This window comes from Dolichospermum circinale AWQC310F, from assembly GCF_000426925.1.
Taxonomy (GTDB): domain Bacteria; phylum Cyanobacteriota; class Cyanobacteriia; order Cyanobacteriales; family Nostocaceae; genus Dolichospermum; species Dolichospermum circinale.
In genome coordinates, this window is the sequence record NZ_KE384709.1 from 1 (window position 1) to 458 (window position 458).

Here is a 458-nt window from a genome sequence, read left to right on the forward strand (position 1 = left end):
GAACAGGGAACAGGGAACAGGGAACAGGGAACAGGGAACAGGGAACAGGGAACAGGGAACAGGGAACAGAGAAGAGGGTACAGGTTACAGGTTACAGGGAACAGAGAAGAGGTTACAGGGAACACAGGAAGAAAGACAGAATTGATACCTATTGAGTCTTGTCTAGGCCACGCAAGCTATCAAAAATCAAATACAGCGGTTTCCGATATGATGAAGTACAAAGTTGAATCATGAAACTCTTGTAGTGCGGGCATCTTGCCCGCTAAATATGTACCTGATAACACCGGGAAGTGCTGTATTATTCCTATATCAATTTATGCTTTACAAACTATCCGTAATAACAAATAATTTAATTTTGAATTAATCAGGACTTACGCAAAATATCTCTCAAATCCTCATTTCTCCGTGACCTCTGTGCCTCTGTGGTTCGTTATTCCATGAATCTTGCGTAAGTCCTA